This window comes from Amycolatopsis pithecellobii, assembly GCF_009707865.1.
Classification (GTDB): domain Bacteria; phylum Actinomycetota; class Actinomycetes; order Mycobacteriales; family Pseudonocardiaceae; genus Amycolatopsis_E; species Amycolatopsis_E pithecellobii.
The window spans coordinates 26,649-43,743 of record NZ_WMBA01000067.1 but is presented as its reverse complement, the minus strand read 5'-3'; the positions used below and the strand labels follow the sequence as shown (position 1 = coordinate 43,743).

The 17,095-nt window shown below is 67.5% G+C and carries 19 protein-coding genes and 2 pseudogenes; 9 read left to right on the top strand and 12 right to left on the bottom strand.

Going from position 1 to position 17,095, the window contains the following annotated elements:
• On the bottom strand, positions 1–979 hold a 979-nt coding region (locus GKO32_RS31265; RefSeq protein WP_154760505.1), incomplete at its 3' end, for an aldehyde dehydrogenase family protein.
• A gap of 132 nt (positions 980–1,111) precedes the next feature.
• Between GKO32_RS31265 and GKO32_RS31260 the strand changes: the two genes are divergently transcribed.
• Positions 1,112–1,675 carry a TetR/AcrR family transcriptional regulator gene (locus tag GKO32_RS31260; protein ID WP_312868872.1) on the top strand — a complete coding sequence of 188 codons (564 nt, stop codon included), beginning with the start codon at positions 1,112–1,114 and terminating at the stop codon, positions 1,673–1,675.
• 24 nt (positions 1,676–1,699) lie between these two features.
• Here GKO32_RS31260 and GKO32_RS39995 read toward each other — a convergent pair.
• The 5 genes and pseudogenes from GKO32_RS39995 to GKO32_RS31240 all read right to left on the bottom strand — a co-directional run.
• Positions 1,700–1,990: pseudogene (locus GKO32_RS39995) on the bottom strand (fumarylacetoacetate hydrolase family protein); the annotation flags it as partial.
• Positions 1,991–2,075: 85 nt separating this feature from the next.
• Positions 2,076–2,132, bottom strand: a pseudogene (locus GKO32_RS40680) (hypothetical protein); the annotation flags it as partial.
• Entirely contained in the window at positions 2,129–2,431 is a 303-nt protein-coding gene (locus tag GKO32_RS39450) for a hypothetical protein (RefSeq protein ID WP_166459787.1), read from the bottom strand. The gene GKO32_RS39450 and the pseudogene GKO32_RS40680, both read right to left, overlap by 4 nt.
• Positions 2,432–2,455: 24 nt before the next feature.
• Positions 2,456–3,964, bottom strand: a complete 1,509-nt coding sequence (locus GKO32_RS31245) for a bifunctional 3-(3-hydroxy-phenyl)propionate/3-hydroxycinnamic acid hydroxylase (RefSeq protein ID WP_154760502.1) — start codon at positions 3,962–3,964, stop codon at positions 2,456–2,458.
• A gap of 81 nt (positions 3,965–4,045) precedes the next feature.
• Entirely contained in the window at positions 4,046–4,741 is a 696-nt protein-coding gene (locus tag GKO32_RS31240; protein WP_154760501.1) for a GntR family transcriptional regulator, read from the bottom strand.
• 120 nt (positions 4,742–4,861) lie between these two features.
• On the opposite strand from GKO32_RS31240, the gene GKO32_RS31235 reads away from it, so the two are divergent.
• A complete protein-coding gene (locus tag GKO32_RS31235; protein WP_154760500.1) occupies positions 4,862–6,064 on the top strand; it encodes a cytochrome P450 in 1,203 nt (400 codons plus the stop codon).
• On the opposite strand, the gene GKO32_RS31230 is transcribed toward GKO32_RS31235, so the two are convergent.
• A complete protein-coding gene (locus GKO32_RS31230; RefSeq protein ID WP_154760499.1) occupies positions 6,061–6,927 on the bottom strand; it encodes an AraC family transcriptional regulator in 867 nt (288 codons plus the stop codon). The two genes, GKO32_RS31235 and GKO32_RS31230, sit on opposite strands and share 4 nt — an antisense overlap.
• Before the next feature lie 139 nt (positions 6,928–7,066).
• On the opposite strand from GKO32_RS31230, the gene GKO32_RS31225 reads away from it, so the two are divergent.
• Together GKO32_RS31225 and GKO32_RS31220 are read left to right on the top strand one after the other, a co-directional pair.
• Positions 7,067–7,849: an alpha/beta hydrolase family protein gene (locus GKO32_RS31225; protein WP_166459788.1), complete on the top strand. Its 783-nt coding sequence runs from the start codon at positions 7,067–7,069 to the stop codon at positions 7,847–7,849.
• On the top strand, positions 7,842–8,024 hold the full coding sequence (locus GKO32_RS31220; RefSeq protein ID WP_154760497.1) for a hypothetical protein: 183 nt from the start codon (positions 7,842–7,844) through the stop codon (positions 8,022–8,024). The genes GKO32_RS31225 and GKO32_RS31220 overlap by 8 nt, the downstream gene beginning before the upstream one ends.
• Positions 8,025–8,042: 18 nt before the next feature.
• On the opposite strand, the gene GKO32_RS31215 is transcribed toward GKO32_RS31220, so the two are convergent.
• The gene (locus GKO32_RS31215; RefSeq protein ID WP_154760496.1) at positions 8,043–8,516 is read right to left on the bottom strand and encodes a winged helix DNA-binding protein; all 474 of its coding nucleotides are present in this window, start codon (positions 8,514–8,516) and stop codon (positions 8,043–8,045) included.
• A gap of 87 nt (positions 8,517–8,603) precedes the next feature.
• Here GKO32_RS31215 and GKO32_RS31210 point away from each other — a divergent pair, with 87 nt between their 5' ends.
• Positions 8,604–9,491 (top strand): alpha/beta hydrolase, encoded by an 888-nt coding sequence (locus GKO32_RS31210; protein ID WP_154760495.1) that lies wholly within the window; start codon positions 8,604–8,606, stop codon positions 9,489–9,491.
• 99 nt (positions 9,492–9,590) lie between these two features.
• Here the strand turns inward: GKO32_RS31210 and GKO32_RS31205 are convergent, their stop codons facing one another.
• On the bottom strand, positions 9,591–9,950 hold the full coding sequence (locus tag GKO32_RS31205) for an STAS domain-containing protein (protein WP_312868870.1): 360 nt from the start codon (positions 9,948–9,950) through the stop codon (positions 9,591–9,593).
• 97 nt (positions 9,951–10,047) lie between these two features.
• A complete protein-coding gene (locus tag GKO32_RS31200; RefSeq protein WP_154760494.1) occupies positions 10,048–10,302 on the bottom strand; it encodes a WhiB family transcriptional regulator in 255 nt (84 codons plus the stop codon).
• 247 nt (positions 10,303–10,549) lie between these two features.
• Between GKO32_RS31200 and GKO32_RS31195 the strand changes: the two genes are divergently transcribed.
• Complete coding sequence (locus tag GKO32_RS31195) at positions 10,550–10,984, top strand: winged helix-turn-helix transcriptional regulator (protein WP_154760493.1); 435 nt, start codon at positions 10,550–10,552, stop codon at positions 10,982–10,984.
• Positions 10,985–10,991: 7 nt separating this feature from the next.
• Here the strand turns inward: GKO32_RS31195 and GKO32_RS31190 are convergent, their stop codons facing one another.
• Positions 10,992–12,482, bottom strand: a complete 1,491-nt coding sequence (locus GKO32_RS31190) for a flavin-containing monooxygenase (RefSeq protein ID WP_312868869.1) — start codon at positions 12,480–12,482, stop codon at positions 10,992–10,994.
• A 70-nt stretch (positions 12,483–12,552) separates the two neighbouring features.
• Between GKO32_RS31190 and GKO32_RS31185 the strand changes: the two genes are divergently transcribed.
• From GKO32_RS31185 to GKO32_RS31175, 3 genes are all read left to right on the top strand, one after another.
• Complete coding sequence (locus tag GKO32_RS31185; protein WP_154760491.1) at positions 12,553–13,572, top strand: AraC family transcriptional regulator; 1,020 nt, start codon at positions 12,553–12,555, stop codon at positions 13,570–13,572.
• A 68-nt stretch (positions 13,573–13,640) separates the two neighbouring features.
• The gene (locus tag GKO32_RS31180; protein WP_154760490.1) at positions 13,641–13,808 is read left to right on the top strand and encodes a hypothetical protein; all 168 of its coding nucleotides are present in this window, start codon (positions 13,641–13,643) and stop codon (positions 13,806–13,808) included.
• Between the two features lie 65 nt (positions 13,809–13,873).
• Positions 13,874–15,469, top strand: coding sequence for a glycoside hydrolase family 13 protein (locus GKO32_RS31175; RefSeq protein WP_312868868.1), 1,596 nt, complete (start codon positions 13,874–13,876; stop codon positions 15,467–15,469).
• On the opposite strand, the gene GKO32_RS31170 is transcribed toward GKO32_RS31175, so the two are convergent.
• Positions 15,457–17,040 carry an IS1634 family transposase gene (locus GKO32_RS31170; RefSeq protein WP_312868867.1) on the bottom strand — a complete coding sequence of 528 codons (1,584 nt, stop codon included), beginning with the start codon at positions 17,038–17,040 and terminating at the stop codon, positions 15,457–15,459. The genes GKO32_RS31175 and GKO32_RS31170 overlap by 13 nt on opposite strands.
• Positions 17,041–17,095: the final 55 nt, after the last annotated feature.

Genomic DNA, 17,095 nt, shown 5'->3' with positions numbered 1-17,095 from the left:
GGTCGAGGGCGGGGCCGACGCGAACCGTCTCCAGGGCGGCGGTCAGGGTGGTCCGCAGCGCGTCGGCGAGTCCCCGCTGAACCAGGACCCGGGCGCCCGTGCCGCAGTACTGGCCGTTCATGAACGTGCAGGAGAACACGAGCACCCGGACGACGGCGTCGAGGTCCACGTCGTCGAAGATCACCAGAGGGGTCTTTCCGCCGAGCTCGAGGGAGAGCCGCTTGACCGTGGGTGCGGCGTTGGCGGCGATGACCCGGCCGACCTGGGTGCTGCCGGTGTAGCTGACGATGTCCACGTCTGGCGAGCTGACCAGCAGCGGCGCGACCTCGTTGCCGGACTCCGTGACGATGTTCAGCACACCGGCGGGAAGGGAGGCCGTGTCGGCGACCGCTGTGGATAGCAGCGCGTTGATCATCGCGGTCTGGCCGGGCAGTTTCGCCACCACGGTGCACCCGGCCGCCAGGGCCGCGGCGATGGACCGGACGCTGAGCAGCACCGGGCCGTTCCAGGGGGAGATGATGCCCGCGACGCCCACCGCCTCGGGCACGTTGTGCCAATAGACTCCCGGGGCCTGTTCGACGGCGTGCCCGAACACCTGGAGCCGGGCGTGGGCGGCGTTGATCCGCAGCGACTCGGCGGCCATCGTGACCTCGGCGCGCGCTTCCCACAGGAGTTTCCCGTTCTCCCGCGCGATCATGGTGGCGATCTCGTCGCTGTTGTGATCGAGGTTGCTCGCGAGATCGTGCAGCGCCCGCGCGCGGCCCTCGGTGTTGCGGGACCAGTCCGTGGTGTCGAATGCCGCGCGGGCCGCCGCGATCGCCGTCGCCCCCTCGCCGGCACCCGCGGAATGGAACGTCCCGACGATCTCCCCGGTGGAGGGGTCGACGGACTCGAGCACGTCGCCGCCCAGGTTCCACTTTCCGTCGATCCAGTTGCCGACCGGATCCGCGCCGGTCTCGGCGGTAAATGATGTGGTCATCGTGAACCTTTCACACAGAGCCATAAGTGGATTCTTATCCACTTATGGCAACGGTAGCGGCCTCCATCCGCTACCGCAAGGCGAAACCGGATACTTATCCCGTAAAGTGTCGGGTGAGGGAACGGAGGCGGCGTGCCTGGTCAGAGGCGGGCGGATGCGCAACGCAACAGGACGCGGATCCTGGAGACCGCGGTGGCGGCTCTCACCGAAGGTGAAGCGCTGTCCCTGAATGCCGTCGCCAAGCGAGCGGGTGTGGGTGTCGGCACGGTGTATCGCCAGTTTCCGACGCCGGAAGCGCTCGTCTTGGCCGTCTATGAGCACGAAGCCCAGGACCTCGTCGATGCGGTCCCGGCTCTGTTGCGGCGATATGAGCCCCCGGACGCGTTCCGCGTCTGGGTCACCGAGCACCTGGCGCATTACATGGCCACGAAACGCGGGCTTGCCCGAGCGCTGCAAGCAGCCGGCAACGACGGTCACGACGGGGTGTTCGACAAGATCGCCCAGGCGGTCGCCGGCCTGATCGACGCCAACGTCACCGCAGGCGCCATACGCGCCGACGTCGAAGCCCGAACGGTACTCCGAGCACTGAGCGGGTTGATCATGCTGAAATCGGACGGCGACCGACGAACCGAGAGCGTCAAACTCGTCGATCTGCTCTGGCAAGGCATGCGGAACCAGAACACACAGGGCGACTGACGACGAGACGAAATTGGGGTCGACTTAGGCGATGATGTCGACCACGCGCGCAGGTCCTTCACCCCTGCGCCCCACCTGGTTGCGGAGCACTCCGATGCCCTCGGCCTCGAGCTCGACCACACTGCCCTGGCTGATCCAGCGACCGATCTCGACGCCGCAGCCCTTCCTGACGGTGCCGCTGCCCAGCAGGTCACCGGGTCGCAGCGTCTGCTCCTGGCTGGTCCACGCGATGAGCTCCTCGAAGGAGAAGTGCATCGTTGCGAGTGTGCCGCTGGACCACACTTCGCCGTCCACTCGCGCCTGGAGGTGGGAGGTGTGCCGGTCGAACTCGTCCGATGCCGATGCTCATCTCCCGGGACTGGATGTCCCGTGCGCTCCAGTCGTTGTAGAGCGTGTAACCAACAATGTGCCGGCTCGCGTCCGTGGCCGCGATCCTTCGACCTGACGCGCCGATCACGGCGCACACCTCGAGTTCGTAGTCCAGCTTGTCGGTATAAGCGGGCCACGGACGGTGTCGTCCGGACCGTAGATCTCGTCGACGTTGCCCTTGTAATGGGCCGGGATCCGGTACCACTCGTCGGGCACCTCGCCGACCACCTCAGCAGCCACACATCCGCGCATATGCTCCTCGACGACGAGGTAGTCCCGCAGGCTGTTCGGGCGAGGTAGCGGGGCGACGAGCTGCACTGTGGGCTTGGGGTGCACGATCGGGGCGTCCCACCCCGCGCGCAGGGCCTCGTCGCACGCTTCGCGCACCTCGTCGATCGCCCGTGACCAGCCTCATCCCGCCTCCCCTGCCGCGACCGGAGTGGGCGCGAGTGCCGCGCCGAGCCGCACGACCAGGGCGTCCATTTCGGCGGGCCCGGCCGCCGCACCGAACAGGTAGCGGTCCGGCCGCACGAGCACGGCTGCCACGCCGAGGCCCGAGAGCCAGTCCGCGACCGCGCCCGGCGCGGCCTCCACCGTCCGGACATCCAGCACCGCGCACAGCTCTGTCGTGGCCGCGCTGGCAGCGGCGAGGGCTTCCGGGGTGGCGACGAGGGCGAAGCGGTAGCCCACGACGTCGTCGAGCAGCTCGCCGTCCGGGGTGCGGGGCTGCTGGCTCAGCGTCCCCGCCACGCCCTCCGTGGCAGCCAGAACACCAGGCCCGAGCGGGGGCCGCAACGTCTGAGCCTGGAACAGCGGCGGCTCCTCCTCCGGTGCCTCGAGCGTCTCGATCTTGTTCGCCAGCTGGGCGGCCAGCGTGGTGTAGGTCAGCACGTGCGGGCGTCGTTCGCTCTGGTAGGTGTCCAGCAGCGAGACCGGTGACTCGCCCCGCACGACGCGACCGAGCTTCCAGGCCAGGTTGGTGGCGTCCCGAATACCCGAACACATGCCCTGGCCCAGGTGCGGCGGCATGGTGTGCGCGGCGTCCCCGGCGAGGAGCACCCGACCGGACCGCCACTGGTCGGCGGTCAACGAGCGCCATTCGTAGACGTCGCAGCGCAGCAGGCGGTACTCGTGCGGAGCGAACCAGGGTGCGATCACCTCGTAGGCCTTCGCCGCGCGCTCGAACTCGGCGGAGTCGTCGTCGGGTCGCAGCATCAGTTCGAACCGCATCCGGGGGGCCGCGATGGGGATCACGGTCAGCGGGTTGCGGATGGCGGCCTGGATCCACGAGTCCCGGCTGCCCAGCCGGTCGTCGTCCACGAGCGGCATGATGTCGACGATCAACGAGCGGTGGGTCGCGTGGTGGTCGGTCCGCGTGGCACCCATGGACCGGCGGACCCAGGAGTTCGCCCCGTCGGCGCCCACCACGTACGACGCGGTGACGCGGGAGGGCCGGTCAGTGGCGATCTCGCGCATGCTCAGCACGACCTCGTCGTCCACCGCGTCGAGCTGGACGACCTCCCAGCCGAACCAGGTACTCGCCCGCTCGTAGCTGTGGGCGTGCCCGCGCAGGACGCTCTCGAAGTCGGGCTGGTGGAACATGTAGTCCGACTGCCAGCCCTGCTCGGTCACCCCGCGGTTCATGTCCATCGCCATGACCGTGCGCCACTTCGCGTCGTAGTGGCGGTAGACCCCGGTGAGGGAGAACGACTTCTCCAGCTCCTGCAGGCCGAGGGTCTGGAAGGCTCGCATGGTCTCGTCGTCGAGGTGGGTGGCGCGTGGGCGGGCCATCGGCAGCCGCCCGCGGTCGATCACCGCCAACGTGAGCCCCTCGAGTTCGAGGAGCCGGGCGAGGGCCAGACCGGTTGCGCCGCAGCCGATGACGGCCACGTCGACGTGTTCGTCGGGGCGTGCGCTCATGTCGTCGTACCTCTGGTTCTGATCGTCGTTGATCGGGGAAACATGCAGTTCACGCGGGTGCGCGCAACAGAGGCTGCGGTGTCAATCCGCCTCGATCGCGGAGACGTCCGTGGGAAGAAGCTGTCCCAGCAACATCTGTGTAGTGAAGGCGATGTGGTCCTGCAGGAGCTCCACGCCACGGTCGATGTCGCGGTGCACCGCGACCTCCGCGAGAGCCTTGTGCTCGGCACCCGGGTCACGCTCGTTCTCTTCCAGCATCGGCGCAGCCCACCGGCGGTAGAGCTCGGTCTCCGCGCGCAATCCTCGCGTGATCTCGATCAGCCTGCGGTTGCCGCACCCGGCCAGCAACGCCGCATGGAACGCCTCGTGGGCCAGATACCACGCGTCGCCCCGACCGTCGGTCTCCACCTGCCGATCGCGCAGCCCGAGCAGGTGATGCGCGGCGACGACCTCCGACTCCCAGACGTCGTCCCCATGAAGCATCGCGCGGCGGAAGGCGAGCCCTTCGACGTCCACCCGCACCGTCGTCAGCTCGGTCAGCTCGGCTGCCGACAGCCCGGTCACGGCGTAACCGAGGTGGGGCTGCAGAACTACCAGCCGCTCACCCGCCAGCTTGGTCAGCGCCTCCCGGACCGGCCCCACGCTGGTGCCGTAGTTCTCGCAGAGCTCCGGGAACTTCAAGCGCTGCCCCGGCTGCAGTCGGGCCGTGAAGATGTCGGCACGGATCCGCTCGTACAGCTCGTCCGCCCGGGTGCCCGAGCCACCTCTCTTTACCATGAGAGAAACCATAGGCGATATTTTGAGACAGCGCCAACTTTGAAAAGTTGGCATCATCGTCTTCTGATGATTAGAGTCCACCAGGCCGGCTCCGGCCACCATTTCCACGGAGGGACAGCAATGACGCTCACGGCCCGCGTTCCCCACTCCGACGTCGACCTGTTCAGCGACGACGTTCTCCTGGATCCGTACCCGACCTACCGCGTCCTGCGGGATCAGGGCCCTGCGGTCCGACTCGACGCACTCGACGCCTGGGCCTTACCCCGTTACGACTCGGCGCGCCGCGCCCTCGGCGACTGGGAGACCTTTTCGGCAAGCGGGATCGCACTGAACGAGACCGTGGCCGAGATGGTGATCGGAACCGTGTTGTCCACCGACCCGCCCGCCCACACCGTGCTGCGTTCCGTGCTCTCCGAGCGACTAGGCCCCCGCTCCGTACGTCCCCTACAGCAGGAGATCGCCCAGCGTGCCGACGCGCTCGTCGACGAGGTGATTCGGAAAGGGGCCTTCGACGCCGTCACCGACCTCGCGACCGCCTTCCCCTTCTCGGTCGTCTTCGACCTCATCGGCCTGCCCGACGACGCCCGCCCCAACATGCTGCGCTCGGCCGACGCCACCTTCACCGTGCTCGGCCCGATGAACGCCCGCACCGCTGAAAGCATGGGTTCGGTCGGCGAAATGTTCGGGTGGCTCGGCACCCTCACCGCCGCGGACCTCAAGGACGGCAGCATGGGGCGAGCCATCTTCCAGGCCGCCGACGAGGGCCGGATCCGTCACGAGTCCTGCGTCCCCCTGCTGGCCGCCTACGCCGCGGCCGGTCTCGACACCACCATCACTTCGATCGCCAACGCCGTCCACCTGTTCGCGACCCACCCCGACCAGTGGGACCTCGTGTGTGCCGAGCCGAGCCTGATCCCCAGCGCGCTCAACGAGGTCCTGCGCTACGACGCCCCTGTCCAGGTCTTCGGCCGCAAGACCACGCGGGGCGTCGAACTCGACAGCGGAGTCACCATCCCGGCGGACGCCCAGGTGCTCGTGCTGTACGGCTCCGGCAACCGGGACGAGCGACACTACCCCGAGCCGGACCGCTTCGACGCGACCCGCAACCCCACGGACCACTTGAGCTTCGGCTATGGCACCCACGCCTGCGCCGGGCAGGCCCTCGCCCGGATCGAGGCCCAGTCGATCATCGGCGCGCTGGCCAAACGAGTCCACCGGTTCCACATCGGCACTCCGACCCGGCACCTGAACAACACGGCCCGCGGACTCGAGACCCTGCCCGTGACCGCCGTCGACCTCCACACCACCCGCCAAACCTATTAGCCTTGGTTTCGCAGTAAGGAAAAGTCGTGCGACGGAGCTTGGCCGAAGGCGCGCTTGTAGTCGCGGCTGAAGTGGGCGACGCTCGCGTAACCGACGGCCATCGCCGCCTCCGTCACATTGAACGACCCTCCGGCACCCAGGCGACGGGCCTCGTGGAGGCGAAGACGCTTGTAGTAGGTCATCGGACTGATTCCGGTCGCCGACTTGAAGTGCCGGTGCAGGCTGGTCATGCTGATGCCCAGCTGACCCGCGAGCTGCGACATCTCCAGCGGGTTGGCGAGGTTCTGCGCCATCAGCGCGGTGGCTTGTGCCATCTGGCCAAGCGGACTGTGAGAGGTGGCCATCTGCCTCAGTGCTCCACCATGTGGGCTGACCAAGACGTGGTAGGCCATCTCACGCACAGTGCCGGATGCGAACAGCGTGGCAGCGCGCGGGTCTCGGGTGAGCAGGAGAAGACGCCGGAGCGGGTCGTAGATCTCCGCGGGAGCCTGATGCACCGAAACCGCTTCCGTCGACGGCGAGGGTGGGACCCCGATATCCCGCATGAGTTCCGCCAGCATGTGCCGGTCGAGACGTACCTCGACGGCGACATACGGGTTCTCGGGTGCCGCCCGCAAGACCTGCGCCAATGCAGGCAGGTTCACCGTCACGATCACGAGTTGCGACTCGTCGTACCGCACGATCCGGTCGTCGAGGAGCAATTGCTTCGCTCCTTGGAGCACGACATAGAGCACGGGGTCGAACACAACGGGAGTGGCGAAGGTGGGGGCGCGCTCCACGTAGACGGTGAGTCCCGGCACGATCTTGCGGCGCTGCGGATTGCCCGCGACCTCGATGGCCAGCTCCGCCAGTTCGCTGAGCACTCATGCGCTCCCGTCGTCACGCCTTGACCGGCCGCTAATGAAAGGATCTGGCAAAGAATCGACGGCCATTACCAAGCTTAAACCAAAGTCCTTGCCTAAATTTGACATGTCCGATCTTCCCCATCTGAAGGAACCAAGCATGTCGACCCCAACCATCTCGGCCGGCGTAGAGGCAATCGACCCAGCCGTCAGCGCGACACTCGACCAGATCGCGCGAGGGCTCGCCTATGGGACGCGCTCGCCTCTTCTCCACACTCCGTCGGAAGAAGGTATGGCCTTCACAGATTTCAGCTTTCCCTCCACCGACGGCACACCGCTCGAGGCGTGGCTCATTCCCGCCGGCGGGTCCGACCGGCTGATCATCTGCACGCACGCCTTCGGATTCAGCCGTGCCGGGTTTCCGTCGAACATCGAACCTTGGAAGTCGCGTTTCGGCGCAGGAAACGACTACGACATCAACTTCATCCCTGACTACAAGGTGCTCCATGACGCCGGGTACAACGTCTTGGCGTTCGACTTTCGCAACTTCGGCTTGAGCGCTGCCGCGAACGGGGGACTGCAGTCCGCTTTCCGCTTCGAGGGACGCGACGTTCGCGGTGCCCTGGACTACGTCAGGCGCACTCCTGAACTCGCCGGAATGAGAATCGGCATTTTCGCCCGCTGTATGGGGGCCAACGCGACTTTCCGTGCGATCCACGACGACCCGGCCGGCTTCTCGGACGTGCGAGCGCTCGTGGCCCCCCCTGCTCTTGTCCCCTCGGGTGATCCTCGAACGTCAGCTGGCAGACGCAGGGTTGGCCCAGTACGCGGAGGAGATCGACAGGAGGCAGCGGCTATTGACCAGCGTCGCGCTCTCCGAGGCCTCCCCGATCCACTGGGCTCCGTCCGTCACCCTGCCGACGCTGACTTATGGCGTGCGTGACGACCACCTCGTGGTGCCGTCGGACCTCGAGTCCATATACGACGCTGTCGCAGCAGAGGACAAAGAAATGTTCTGGATCGAGCACACGAATGCCCGCTGGGACGGCTACACCTGGTTCCAGCGGCACCCCGAGCGCATCCTCCAGTTCTTCGACGCCCGGATGACGTCTCGATAGCGGTGTCTTTTCCGGATCTCACTCCGGCGAGGTGCCGCCGAGCCAGCCGGGCGCGTCGAGTTGCGTGGGGCCGCGGGCCCCGAGGTCCTCGAGCGCGTCCTCGAGCCGCTCGAGCTCACGGACGCCGATGCGCTCGGCCCACCTGTCGCGAAGGTCGTTGAAGACCTGCTGCCCGGTCTGAACGAACTCCTGGCCCGCGTCCGTGACGGTGAGCCGACGGCGACGGCTGTCTCGCGGGTCGGGGGCACCGGTGACGTAGCCGTGCACCTCGAGGAACGCGGTGACCTTGGCCGCCGCCTGCTTCGAGACACCGAGCTCGCGGGCCAGCGCGGCCGTGGTGTCGGCGCCCGCGAGGATCGAGTGCATCGCGAAGTCGTGGATCGGGCGGATCTTGTCGTAGCCACGCTCGGCAAGCTCGGCGCTGCCCTCCTCGGCGAGGGCACGGAAACCCCCCAGCAAGAGCAGTGCGAGGTCGGCACCCGATCGGGACATGGCCGAAGTATAGGCAACCAGGGTGACGTATCGACAACTTGGTTGCTAGTATTGGGCAACCAGGTTGTCGAACTACGAAGGAGCACCATGCTCGCCGCAAGCACCGCTCACGGCGCCTCGATTCCCGAGGTGACACACCATCACGTCACCCTCGCCGGCACCGACCTGCACTACGTCACCGCCGGCGACGCCGGTACCCCGATCCTGCTGGTACATGGCTTTCCGGAATCCTGGTGGGCGTTTCGTAAACTCATCCCGCTACTCGCCGCCGAGCACCGCGTGATCGCGGTGGACCTGCCAGGGTTCGGCGACTCGGACACGAAGCCAGGCGAGTACACCAGCAGCGTCTTCGCCGACACCCTGCGCGCGCTGCTGGTGCGCCTCGACCTCGGGCCCGTGCATCTGACGGGGCAGGACATCAGCGGGATCGCGACCGTCCGCCTGGCCACGGGCACCCCCGAGCTCGTCCGGAGCTTCGCGGCGATCGAGACTGCGCTGCCCGGCTACGGGCTCGAGCGGTTCGCCGACGTGGCGAACGGCGGCATGTGGCACATCGGATTCCTCGGGGCCCCGGGCATTCCGGAAATGCTGCTGACCGGACGGGAGCGCGCGTTCCTCACCGGCTTCGCACTGCCCGCCATGTGCGGCACGGAGGGTGCCATCACCGAAGCCGACGTCGACGAGTTCACCCGGGTGTACTCCCGTCCGGATGGTCTCCGCGGCACCGTAGGCATCTACGGCTCGATGCTCACGGAAGGCCACGAACTGAAGGGACTCCTGACGGACCGGCCGTTGACCATGCCGGTACTCGCGGTCGACGCCGGCAGCGGCGACTTCACCAGCACCACGATGCACCAGGTCGCCGCGAACGTGACGACGGTGACGCTCGACGGCGTCGGCCATCTCGTCGCGCAAGAGGCACCGGAAGCGCTCGCCGCGGCACTGCTCGACTTCTACCGCCCGCTCGACGCCTGAGGCGACGCAGGCAAGGGGTACCGCGCCGCACCAAGAGCCGTAAATTCGTCCACATTGGACACGGGAACGATCCCGTGACGCACTATTTGGCGTCTCCCGTCAGCCGGCGAGCGCTTCCTCGCGGCTCGCGAAGACCGGGATCTGCTGATCCAGACCCGTCAGCTGCAAGGGCCGCACCGTCGTGCTGCTCTTCGCGACGACACGGAACTTCGTCTCATCGCCTGCCTGCCGGTACGCCGACACGAGCGCACTGAGCCCCGCGGACCCGAGAAAGTCGACGTCACAGAGATCGACGATCAAGGTGCCTGGCTTCCCGCGCAACGCATTCAGCAGGTGCTCCTCGAACTCGGGAGCCGTCACCATGTCGATCTCACCGGAGACCGCCAGCACCGCCGCCTCACCTTGCTTCTCCACCACGACGCGCACGGTCTGCCCGTTCGGAAGCTCGCCTTGACTCACCGCGCAAATATCTCATAGGTGAAGGGAGAACTCACCTCGCGCCCCCGGGCATGCGAAAGCCCGCTGACACCCGAAGGGTCAGCGGACTTCCGTGATCTCAGGCCGCCTCGGCGCGCGTGCGACGAAAAAGCTTCCGCCGCTCGGCGTCGGTCGTGCCGCCGAAGATCCCATGGTCCAGGCCGGCGTCCAGCGCGTACTGGAGACACTCGGCGCGGACCGGGCAGCGTGCGCAGACGGCTTTCGCCTGCGCGACCTGCCGGGCACCCGGGCCCCTTTCGGACACGGGAAAGAACAACTCGGGGTCCTCGTCCCGGCAGGCGGCTTCTTCCTGCCAGTCGCCCTGATGTGACATTGCCGCCTCCTCTCCTTGGCCAGGCATGGCTCAGCCGCTGTGCGATCTGTGGGAATGCACGCGACGCGCGAACCATCCGGATGCCCAACGCGCGCCGGTCGTGCTTTCTTCCCGACCGGGCTGTGGTGCCGCACACGAGGCGATACCCGGGCTGGCCAATGTCAAACCGGGTCAGCGATCAAGATGAACAAAAAATCACCGACTGCGCTCTCACGTGCTAAGTTGGAATATCGGACGAGGAGGTTGCATGGTCGCACGGACGTGCTCGCTGGCCAATGCGCTCGGCGTCATCGGGGAGCGGTGGACGCTGGTCGCACTGCGCGAGGTGCTGCTGGGGCAGCGGCGGTTCGATCAGATCGTGGCGAACACCGGGGCGAGCCGGGACATTCTGGCTGCCCGGCTGCGCAAACTCGTGGAGCACGGCGTGCTCGAAAAGGTGCGGTACGAGGAGCACCCGCCGCGCTACGAGTACCTGCCGACCGAAGCGGGCAAAGCGCTGCGGCCGATCCTGCACGGCCTCATGCAGTGGGGCGACAAGTACGTGACCGGGGGCCCGGCGCCGACGGTGTGGGAACACTCCTGCGGGGCGGAACTGCACACGACGACGGTGTGCGCGCACTGCGGTGAGCCGGCCAGGTCCGGCGACACCAAACTCCTGCGCCTGGGCGGCATTCCTCAATAACGCCGGATCACTGCACCGCGGCCGGGCGATCACCCGGCGCGAGATCGCGATAGTCGGCGAGGTCGACCTTCCTCGTGCGCCGGTGGTACTCCCACACGAGCCCGGGCCAGTTCGTCGAAATCCGGCCGCTCTCGTCCCGGTACCAGCTCCGGCAGGTGGCCCACACGCTGGTGCGCAAGCGCTGCTGCACTTCCGCGTCGAACTTGCCCGCAACGTCGCCGCGTACGTCCACACAGGACATCCGGCCTGCAGCGAGCTCGCGCACCAGCTGCAGGACGTACCGGAACTGGTGCTCCATCATGTAGATGATCGAGTTGCCGCCGAGGTTGGTGTTCGGCCCGTAGACCACGAACATGTTCGGAAACCTCGGCACGCTGATGCCGTAATAGGCGTGCGCACCCTCGGCCCATTCGTCCGCGAGCTCGCGCCCGCCGATCCCACGAATGCGCATGGGGACAAGGAATTCCGTCGCCTTGAAGCCCGTGCCGTAGATGATCACGTCCACCTCGTGCTCCCCGGTCGCCGTTCGCACCCCGTTCGGGGCGATGCCGGTGATCGGGTCGGTCACCAGGTCCACATTGGACTTCGTGAGCGTGGGGAACCAGTTGCTGGAGAAGAGAACGCGCTTGCAGCCGGCCCGGTAGTCCGGGATCAACCTGGCGCGTAGTTCCTTGTCGCGTATCTGAACCCGAAGCTGGGTCCGGAACATCAGCTCGACGAGTTTGCCCACCGCCTGCACGGAAGTCAGTGCCATGGTCAGCAGCTCACCCGCGGTCCAGAGACCGAGGCGACCGGCGAGCTGGGTGCCCGGGAACGCCCGGAACATCCGGTGATGCCAGCGCCGGTAGGTCCGGTCGGGCTTGGGAATGACGTAGGGCGCCGATCGCTGGAAAACGGCCAGCCGCGCGACTTCCGGCTGGATCTGGGGCACGAACTGGACCGCGCTCGCGCCGGTGCCGATGACGGCGACGCGCTTGCCGCGCAGATCCACGTCGTGTCGCCACCGCGCCGAGTGGAAGGCATCGCCGGTAAAGGTCTCCGCACCGGGAATATCGGGGACCGACGGCCGCGACAGCTGGCCGACGGCGGGGATCAGCACGTCCACCTCGACGGTCTCGCCGTCGCTCGTCTCCACCCGCCATTTCCTGGCGGCGGCGTCGAAGTCGGCGCCGGTGACCTCCGTGTTGAGCCGTACCCGGTCCAGCACCCCGGCGTCCTTCGCCGTCCGGCGCAGATACTCGAGGATGTCGGGCTGCAACGAGTACCGACGCGGCCAGGTCCGGTTGGGCGCGAAAGAATAGGAGTACAGCGGTGACGGCACGTCACAGCCCGCGCCCGGGTAGGTGTTGTCCCGCCAGACCCCGCCGATGTCCGAAGCCCGCTCGAAGATCGTGTAATCGGTGAAGCCGGCCCGCTCCAGCATGATCGCCATACCGAGGCCGCCGAACCCAGCGCCGATGATCGCGATCGCTGGACGGGACGTCTTCGTCTCGTGCACGTTTGTCACCGTAAGTGCATATTGGCACCCCGCCAAGACAACAACGGTCACTCGATCCATAATTTCGGACATGAGTCAGCTGGCCGAACCGGCCATCCGGCACTGGGACTTCCCACGCGGGATCGCGGGAGTCTGCCTGCTCAATCGGTTCGCGCGCGAGCGCGGAGTCACCGGCGTGCTGGCCGGCAGCGGCCTGACCCCGCAGCTGCTGGAGGACCCGACGGCCGAGGTGGAGGCGCGTCAGGAGCTGCGTGTTGTGCGAAATCTCGCGGCGGCGCTGCCCGACGCCGGGCTCGCCCTCGGCCGCGAGTACCACACGACGACGTTCGGTATCTTCGGCTTCGCGTTCCTCAGCAGCCCGACCGTGCGCGACGCGGTCAACTTCGCGTTGCGCTATCTCGATCTCAGCTTTTCCTTCACCATCCCGCGTGCGGTGCTGGTGAATGGTCAGGTACGGCTGGAGCTGGATGACACCGCACTGCCGGACGAACTCGCCCGGTTTCTCGTCGAGCGGGATCTGGCCGCAATCCACACCATGTTGGCCGACCTGCTGCCGAGCCCGGTTCCGTTGCTGTCCTTGGATTTCCGCCATCCCGTACCGTCCACTGTAGACGAATACGTGAGGTTGTTCGGCGTATCGCCGCGATTCGGGCAGCCGGCCAATCTCGGCACGTTCGACGCCACACTCCTGGATACGCCGCTGCCGCTGGCCAACGAGCAGGCCGTCGCCGTGTGCGAAGCACAGTGCCGGACGCTCGTTTCGCGACGGCGGCGCCGCTCGGGGGTCGCCTACGACGTCCGTGAGCGGCTCACCCGTTTTGGCGCGCTGGCCGAAGGCATGCCGGGTGTCGCGCGTGACCTGGGGATGAGCACCCGGACGCTGCGGCGGAAACTGGCCGAGGAGGGCACGAGCTTCCGTGCCCTCCTCGACGAGGTCCGGGTGGCGCTGGCCGAGGAGATGCTGACCACCGGCGCGCTGTCGATCGAAGACGTAGCGATCCGGCTCGGCTACGCAGAGGCGTCGAGCTTCATCCACGCCTTCAAACGCTGGAAGGGCACCACGCCCTCGGCGTACCTCCGGCGCTCTTGACCAGGACAAACAAGGTTTGACGGCCACCGTTTCGGGCATTCCGCCGGCAATGGGAATCAGGAGGAATGATGGCCAGACATCGCTTGGACGACAACGACAACAACGAGAAGTGGGGCGGACCGGAACTGGCCGAAAACCAGGACCACCAACCGCATCAGCATCGCCGCGACCGCAACAGCGGCAAGTCCGAGGTCACCGAGCCCGAAGCCGACCGCACCCAGCCGCCACCACGGTGAAGCCCAGCGCTGACCGCGTTGCCCCGGTTACGCTTTGTTCGTAGCCGACAGGAGAGGGGCAGCACGTGGCGGTCAGCACCCTTTGGTGGCGCAGCGCGGCTATCTATCAGATCTACATCAGGAGCCTGACCGATGCGAGCGGGGATGGGATCGGTGACCTCGCCGGCATCCGGTCCCGGCTGCCGTACCTGCGTGACCTCGGCGTGGACGCCGTGTGGATCACGCCGTGGTACCCCTCCCCTATGGCCGACGGGGGCTATGACGTCGCCGACTATCGCGATATCGACCCGCTGTTCGGCACTCTCGCCGACGCCGAGGCCCTGATCAGGGAAACGCACGAGCACGGCCTGCGGCTCATCGTGGACATCGTGCCCAACCACACCTCCAGCCGGCACCCGTGGTTCCAGGAGGCGCTCGCCGCCGGGCCGGGATCGGCGGCCCGCGAACGCTACATTTTCCGGCAGGGCAAGGAATCCGGCGCGCCGCCCAACGACTGGAAGAGTGTGTTCGGCGGCCCGGCGTGGACCCGGGTGCCCGACGGCGAGTGGTACCTGCACCTGTTCGACCGCTCGCAGCCGGACCTGAACTGGGAACTCCCCCGGGTGCGGGCCGAGTTCGAGGACATCCTGCGGTTCTGGCTGGATCGTGGTGTGGACGGGTTCCGCATCGACGTCGCGCACGGGTTGATCAAGCAGGTTGGCCTTCCTGATCTTGGTGTCGACCACGAAGATCTGGTCAGCCCGCCGGACCGGACGAATCACCCGCATTGGGACCGGGACGGCGTGCACGAGATCTACCGGTCGTGGCGGCGCATCATCGAATCCTATGGCGAGGACCGGATTTTCGTCGCGGAGGCGTGGGTGACCGGCGCCGAGCGAATCGCCCGGTACGTGCGGCCGGATGAGCTGCACAGCGCGTTCAACTTCGATTTCCTGCGCTGTGACTGGGATTCCGCGGCGCTGCGTAAGGTGATCGACAGCAGTATCGGTGCGCTGCACGCGGTCGGCGCACCCGCCACCTGGGTACTGTCCAACCACGACGTGGTGCGGCACGTGACCCGGTACGGGCGACCGGCACCCGGCGAACCTGCGGATCTCGAGGTCGGCCGCCGCCGGGCCCGCGCCGCGTTGCTGCTGATGCACGCGCTACCCGGCGGCGTCTACCACTACCAGGGCGAGGAACTCGGCCTGGAGGAAGTGGAGGATTTGCCGGAGGAGGTGTTGCAGGACCCGACCTGGGAACGGTCCGGCCACACCGAGCGCGGCCGCGATGGGTGCCGGGTTCCGTTGCCATGGCAGGGAAACGAGCCACCGTTCGGCTTCGGACCGGGAGGTTCGTGGCTGCCGCAGCCGCCGCACTGGCATAAGCTCACCGCGGAAACCCAGCTGCGCGACGAGGATTCGATGCTTTCCTTGTACCGCAAGGCATTGCGGTTACGCCGGGCACATCCCGCACTGGGTGAGGGTGAACTGTCCTGGTTGGACAGTCCTGAGGATGTGTTGCTGTTCCACCGCGAACCGGGTCTGGTGTGCGCGGTGAACCTGTCCGGTGAACCGTTCCCGCTGCCGCCGCACGAGCGGATCCTGCTGGCGAGCGAAACGCTGCCGAACGGAAAGCTCCCGACTGACGCGGCGGTCTGGTTGGCGGTTCAGGGGGCGTAGTCGCCCAGGCCGAACAGCTCGAACAACCGTTGCTGCGTCTCGTCGCGGGCGGTGAGGATCCGCCGGGTGCGCGGGCGGCCGCCGGTGGAGGGGTAGCGCAGCACGGTCTCACCGATGCGCGAGAGTTGATCGAGCAGCTCGCGGACGGACAGGTCCAGGCCCGCACAGTCCGCTTCGCGGCGCATCAGGTGGGTGACCGCCGTCGTGAGCGAGCTGACCAGCGAGTGCACGGCGATCCGTTGCTCGCTCCAATCCCGGCGCGGCGCGGGCGCGGGCACGAACGATCCGTTGAGCATCCGGAAGGTCGAGTCGAGGTGGTATCGGGCACGGTAGGCGGCGATGACTTCGGCGGCCGGCCAGTCGTCGTGGTCGGTGACCAGCAGCTGCTTGCCGAAGAACTCTTCGTCGAGCCGGGCGCGTGCGGTCTCGTCGATGCGATACTCCAACCGCAGCTCACCCGGCTGGGTGCCGGTGAGCTGCGCGCTCAGCACCCGATCGACCCAGCGCACGCGGGTGATCCGGGCGATGTCGGTGCGCAGCTGGTCCCGTGGCCGGCGGTTGGTGCCGGCGGCGAGCGCGAGCGCGAGGCCGTCGAGTTGCCGCGTCGCACTGCTCAGCGCCTGCGCGAAACCGCGGGCCTGCGCCGCGTGCAGTCGCGCGGAATGCGTCAGCACCACTCGCCTGGTGGTGCCGAAGACCGTCGTCCGGGTGTCGAGCGCGGTCAGGCCCGGGTACCGATCGTGATCGACCGGTCGCCGGCTCGCCCCGGGCCGGGTCAGTAGGTCGGGAAAGTCGCCCAACGGCAGGGCGCCGACGAAATGCAACCCCGAGTCCAGGTCGAGCTGTGCGTGCTGTCCGGTGTCGAACACGACGGTCACCGTGCCGGGATGGCGGGCGCTCAACCGCTCCACCGCGACACCGAACGGCTCCACACCGGGACCGCCACGCTGGTACACGCGGGACACGAGGGGAATCGCGCCATCGCGGGTGACGATGGCACTCAGCCCGGCGAGCGTCGCGTCCGCGGTGTCGGATTCGGCATAGGTCGCGAAGTTCGGCACGTCCACGGCGAGGGTGGTCGGGTCGGGCAAGGCGATGCGCGCGGCGACTGCGTCCTCGATGCGCTCCAACTGCCGGCGGGTGAGCCTCGCGGTCACCCGCCAGAATTCCGCATCGGTGACGGCATCCGCCGCGAGCCGTGGCCGGACGAAACGCGCCGCGGCGGCGTTTTTCCACCACTCGGCAAGTCCGGTGTCCGGAGCTGTCGCCCGGTGCACCACGGCCAGGGTCAGGTATGTAGCGACTTTCACCCGGCGCGGGCCGACGATCTCTTCGATCGCGCGGCCCACCGCCAGGCGGGCCAGCGTCGACCACACCGCGGCGACATCACCGAACGCCAGATGCCGCGTCGATTCGGGCAAACCGGCCGCACCGTCGAGTGCCGCGGCCAGCTCCTCGGCCGCACCGAGGTAACGCTGCGACACGATCTTGGGTCTGCCGTCGACCCGTTCGGACTCGACCAGGTAGTAGTAAGTCCGCCCGTTGATCCGCTTGCCGACGACCGAAGCCACACTTTAGGTAATACCGCGCCACGGCCGTCGCGGCAACGAAAGCAACGTCACTGAG